Origin of the sequence: Chryseobacterium sp. KBW03, from assembly GCF_003852415.1 — a bacterium.
GTDB lineage: Bacteria > Bacteroidota > Bacteroidia > Flavobacteriales > Weeksellaceae > Chryseobacterium > Chryseobacterium viscerum.
On the sequence record NZ_QAJO01000017.1, the window covers coordinates 1 to 5,687 of the forward strand.

Annotated in this window: 2 tRNA genes and 3 rRNA genes; all 5 read right to left on the bottom strand. The window is 46.2% G+C overall.

Going from position 1 to position 5,687, the window contains the following annotated elements:
• Positions 1-55 precede the first annotated feature (55 nt).
• A 5S ribosomal RNA gene (gene rrf, locus DBR39_RS23445) occupies positions 56-163 on the bottom strand.
• A 144-nt stretch (positions 164-307) separates the two neighbouring features.
• Positions 308-3,068 (bottom strand): 23S ribosomal RNA (locus DBR39_RS23450).
• Between the two features lie 204 nt (positions 3,069-3,272).
• Positions 3,273-3,346 (bottom strand) — tRNA-Ala (locus DBR39_RS23455).
• Positions 3,347-3,429: 83 nt separating this feature from the next.
• Positions 3,430-3,503, bottom strand: a tRNA-Ile gene (locus DBR39_RS23460).
• 212 nt (positions 3,504-3,715) lie between these two features.
• Positions 3,716-5,232, bottom strand: a 16S ribosomal RNA gene (locus DBR39_RS23465).
• Together the 16S, 23S and 5S rRNA genes with 2 tRNA genes alongside form the textbook arrangement of a ribosomal RNA operon.
• Positions 5,233-5,687 lie beyond the last annotated feature (455 nt).

Genomic DNA, 5,687 nt, shown 5'->3' on the forward strand with positions numbered 1-5,687 from the left:
AACAACAAAAAAGTCCTTTATCGTATGATAAAGGACTTTTTAAAAATAAAATAAAAACTGGCGGCGGCCTACTCTCCCGCGTTAGCAGTACCATCGGCGCTGGTGGGCTTAACTTCTGTGTTCGGAATGGGAACAGGTGAGCCCCACCGCTAAAACCACCCTAAAGGCTGTATATAAGGTTGCAGCTTATAGATAAAAGGCTGCAGGTTTTCCCTGCTTCCTAATAGCTGACATCTGCTACCTGGTTTATTTTCGATAAAAACTTTCACAAAGAGGTAACCTTGCTGCACTTCCGTGCGCCATATTAGGCTATAAATCTACGGGTAATTAGTACTACTTGGCTATGACATTACTGTCTTTACACCTATAGCCTATCAACGTCGTCATCTCCAACGACCCTTAAAAGATGTCTCATCTTGAGGCGAGTTTCGCACTTATATGCTTTCAGTGCTTATCTCTTCCAAACGTAGCTACTCAGCAGTGCACCTGGCGGTACAACTGATACACCAGAGGTTTGTTCAATTCGGTCCTCTCGTACTAGAATCAAGCCCTCTCAAACATCTAACGCCCGCAATAGATAGAGACCGAACTGTCTCACGACGTTCTGAACCCAGCTCGCGTGCCACTTTAATGGGCGAACAGCCCAACCCTTGGGACCTTCTCCAGCCCCAGGATGTGACGAGCCGACATCGAGGTGCCGAACCTCCCCGTCGATGTGAGCTCTTGGGGGAGACTAGCCTGTTATCCCCGGAGTACCTTTTATCCTATGAGCGATGGCCCTTCCATACGGAACCACCGGATCACTATGTCCTGCTTTCGCACCTGATCGACTTGTTGGTCTCACAGTCAAGCACCCTTATGCCATTACACTCTACGCACGGTTACCAAGCGTGCTGAGGGTACCTTTGAAAGCCTCCGTTACTCTTTTGGAGGCGACCACCCCAGTCAAACTACCCACCACGCAATGTCCTTCCCGAAAGAAGTTAGGCTCCAAGTAAGTAAAGGGTGGTATTTCAACGTTGGCTCCACCTACACTAGCGTGCAAGCTTCAAAGCCTCCCACCTATCCTACACATTACTTACTCAAAGTCAATACGAAGTTATAGTAAAGGTTCACAGGGTCTTTTCGTCCCATTGCGGGTACTCGGCATCTTCACCGAGACTACAATTTCACAGAGCTCATGGTTGAGACAGTGCCCAGATCGTTACACCATTCGTGCAGGTCGGAACTTACCCGACAAGGAATTTCGCTACCTTAGGACCGTTATAGTTACGGCCGCCGTTTACTGGGGCTTCAGTCAATGCCTTCGGTTTAACCCTAAGCACCTTCCTTAACCTTCCAGCACCGGGCAGGTGTCAGACCCTATACTGCATCTTTCGATTTTGCAGAGTCCTGTGTTTTTGATAAACAGTCGCCTGGGCCTCTTTACTGCGGCCACCATTGCTGATGGCGTCTCTTCTCCCGAAGTTACGAGACTATTTTGCCTAGTTCCTTAACCATGATTCACTCTAGCACCTTAGGATTCTCTCCTCGACTACCTGTGTCGGTTTTGGTACGGGTTGCTTCACTTCGGCTTTTCTTGGAAGCACTTTCCCTACAGCAGCTTCGCCCGAAGGCTAGGCCTTGACTATTCCGTCAGTCTCCAGTAAGTACGGCACTCCGTCCCCTTTTTAGTGTGAGCAAGTATGGGAATATTAACCCATTGTCCATCCACTACCCCTTTCGGGTTCGCGTTAGGTCCCGACTAACCCTCAGCTGATTAGCATGGCTGAGGAAACCTTAGTCTTTCGGTGAGCGGGTTTCTCGCCCGCTTTATCGTTACTTATGCCTACATTTTCTTTTCTATCCGCTCCACAATACCTCACAGTACTGCTTCAGCGCAAATAGAATGCTCTCCTACCAGATATACCCCTAAGGTATAAATCCATAGCTTCGGTAATATGTTTATGCCCGATTATTATCCATGCCGGACCGCTCGACTAGTGAGCTGTTACGCACTCTTTAAATGAATGGCTGCTTCCAAGCCAACATCCTAGCTGTCAATGCAGTCCAACCGCGTTGCTTCAACTTAACATATATTTTGGGACCTTAGCTGTTGGTCTGGGTTCTTTCCCTCTCGGACATGGACCTTAGCACCCATGCCCTCACTGCCGTAGAACATTTATTAGCATTCGGAGTTTGTCAGGAATTGGTAGGTGGTGAAACCCCCGCATCCAATCAGTAGCTCTACCTCTAATAAACTTATATACGACGCTGCACCTAAATGCATTTCGGAGAGTACGAGCTATCTCCCAGTTTGATTGGCCTTTCACCCCTACCCACAGGTCATCCGAAGACTTTTCAACGTCAACCGGTTCGGTCCTCCACTCTGTGTTACCAGAGCTTCAACCTGCCCATGGGTAGATCACAAGGTTTCGCGTCTAATCCTACTAACTATACGCCCTATTCAGACTCGCTTTCGCTCCGGCTCCGGTACTTAATACCTTAACCTCGCTAGTAAAATTAACTCGTAGGCTCATTATGCAAAAGGCACGCCGTCACACCATATAGGTGCTCCGACCGCTTGTAGGCGTACGGTTTCAGGTTCTATTTCACCCTTCTATTCGAAGTGCTTTTCACCTTTCCTTCACAGTACTTGTTCACTATCGGTCTTTCAGGAGTATTTAGCCTTGGAGGATGGTCCCCCCATATTCAGACAGGATTTCACGTGTCCCGCCCTACTCATTTATCACTCAAATATGCCTTTCATTTACGGGGCTATCACCCTCTACGGCTGTTCTTTCCAGAACATTCTATTAAACATATATTAGCTTTTGGGCTAATCCGCTTTCGCTCGCCACTACTTACGGAATCTCTTCGATTTCTTTTCCTCCGGGTACTTAGATGTTTCAGTTCTCCGGGTTTGCTCCTCTTACGAGGTGACTGGTCTTCAACCAGCCGGGTTGCCCCATTCGGACATCTGCGGATCAATTCGTGTGTGCCAATCCCCGCAGCTTTTCGCAGCTTACCACGTCCTTCGTCGCCTCTGAAAGCCTAGGCATCCGCCATACGCCCTTAACGATTTCTTTCCTAATAATTATATTAGTTCAGTATTTTTTGATAAATTCTCATTTATCGATATTTTTATAAACTCGGCACTCGAAAGTGCTCGGTTATCTCTTTGTGATGTCTTTACCGTTAATGTCAATGATCTTAATGTCTTCTTGTCCAACTGATGAACAGATATTGTTTTTGGCTCTATCCGTAACTTTTAAATCAGTCTTCCAAAACTGTGGAGAATAAGGGAGTCGAACCCTTGACCTCCTGCGTGCAAGGCAGGCGCTCTAGCCAGCTGAGCTAATTCCCCTCTAGTCAGATGTTAGATGGTAGTCATTAGATATTAGTTTTACTAACCTCTAAATTCTAGTTTCTAACCTCTATTTTAATTAGTAGTCTCGGGCAGGCTCGAACTGCCGACCTCTACATTATCAGTGTAGCGCTCTAACCAGCTGAGCTACGAGACTGTCTGTTAGACGTAAAGAGGATAGACTAATAGATAATAGACGATTCGTCTCTCTCTAATTTCTTTCTTCTTTGTCTCTCTCAATCCCTTTACTAATTTCTAGTGGGTTTTGTATTTTTAATATAAGCAACCAAACAAAAAACTAAAGCTATACTTTAAGTAAGTACTTGTATCTTGCGATACTAATTTTGTTTATCGTCTAAAGACGCTCTAAAATGAGATGTTCCAGCCGCACCTTCCGGTACGGCTACCTTGTTACGACTTAGCCCTAGTTACCTGTTTTACCCTAGGCAGCTCCTGTTACGGTCACCGACTTCAGGTACCCCAGACTTCCATGGCTTGACGGGCGGTGTGTACAAGGCCCGGGAACGTATTCACCGCGCCATGGCTGATGCGCGATTACTAGCGATTCCAGCTTCATAGAGTCGAGTTGCAGACTCCAATCCGAACTGAGACCAGCTTTCGAGATTTGCATCACATCGCTGTGTAGCTGCCCTCTGTACTGGCCATTGTATTACGTGTGTGGCCCAAGGCGTAAGGGCCGTGATGATTTGACGTCATCCCCACCTTCCTCTCTACTTGCGTAGGCAGTCTCACTAGAGTCCCCAACTTAATGATGGCAACTAGTGACAGGGGTTGCGCTCGTTGCAGGACTTAACCTAACACCTCACGGCACGAGCTGACGACAACCATGCAGCACCTTGAAAAATGTCCGAAGAAAAGTCTATTTCTAAACCTGTCATTTCCCATTTAAGCCTTGGTAAGGTTCCTCGCGTATCATCGAATTAAACCACATAATCCACCGCTTGTGCGGGCCCCCGTCAATTCCTTTGAGTTTCATTCTTGCGAACGTACTCCCCAGGTGGCTAACTTATCACTTTCGCTTAGTCTCTGAATCCGAAAACCCAAAAACGAGTTAGCATCGTTTACGGCGTGGACTACCAGGGTATCTAATCCTGTTCGCTCCCCACGCTTTCGTCCATCAGCGTCAGTTGTTGCTTAGTAACCTGCCTTCGCAATTGGTGTTCTAAGTAATATCTATGCATTTCACCGCTACACTACTTATTCCAGCTACTTCAACAACACTCAAGACCTGCAGTATCAATGGCAGTTTCACAGTTAAGCTGTGAGATTTCACCACTGACTTACAGATCCGCCTACGGACCCTTTAAACCCAATAAATCCGGATAACGCTTGCACCCTCCGTATTACCGCGGCTGCTGGCACGGAGTTAGCCGGTGCTTATTCGTATAGTACCTTCAGCTACTCTCACGAGAGTAGGTTTATCCCTATACAAAAGAAGTTTACAACCCATAGGGCCGTCGTCCTTCACGCGGGATGGCTGGATCAGGCTCTCACCCATTGTCCAATATTCCTCACTGCTGCCTCCCGTAGGAGTCTGGTCCGTGTCTCAGTACCAGTGTGGGGGATCACCCTCTCAGGCCCCCTAAAGATCGTAGACTTGGTGAGCCGTTACCTCACCAACTATCTAATCTTGCGCGTGCCCATCTCTATCCACCGGAGTTTTCAATATCAACTGATGCCAGTCAATATATTATGGGGTATTAATCTTCCTTTCGAAAGGCTATCCCCCAGATAAAGGCAGGTTGCACACGTGTTCCGCACCCGTACGCCGCTCTCAAGTTTCCGAAGAAACTCTACCGCTCGGCTTGCATGTGTTAGGCCTCCCGCTAGCGTTCATCCTGAGCCAGGATCAAACTCTCCATTGTATGTTTGTCTGACTCACTCAAAGTTTTGACGCTTTAGTTTTTCCTTACTTGGTTGTTATATTGTATGTCAATGATCTTTATATCTTTCGCTTTTTAACGAGGCAATCTTTTCTGTCAGTGTTGCTCCGTATTTGCGAGTGCAAAAGTAAAACTTTATTTCTAATTGACCAAATGTTTTTGAAGAAAATTTTAAAGTTTTTTAAGTAACCTTAATCCCTCTTCTCATCACCTAATCTTCCACTCCTGCGCTCCCTTAATTGGGACTGCAAAGATAAGAACTTTATTTAAACTTGCAACTTTTTTTATTTAAAATGTTGAAGTTTTTTTTGCTCTTTCCTTTTGAAGTTTCTTATTGTTTCTGCTTATCTAAAAGCTCTTCTGCGCTACTGAATGTCTTTCGTTTTTCAGTGGGGCAAAGATAGAAACTTAACTAACACCACGCAACTTTATTTAAC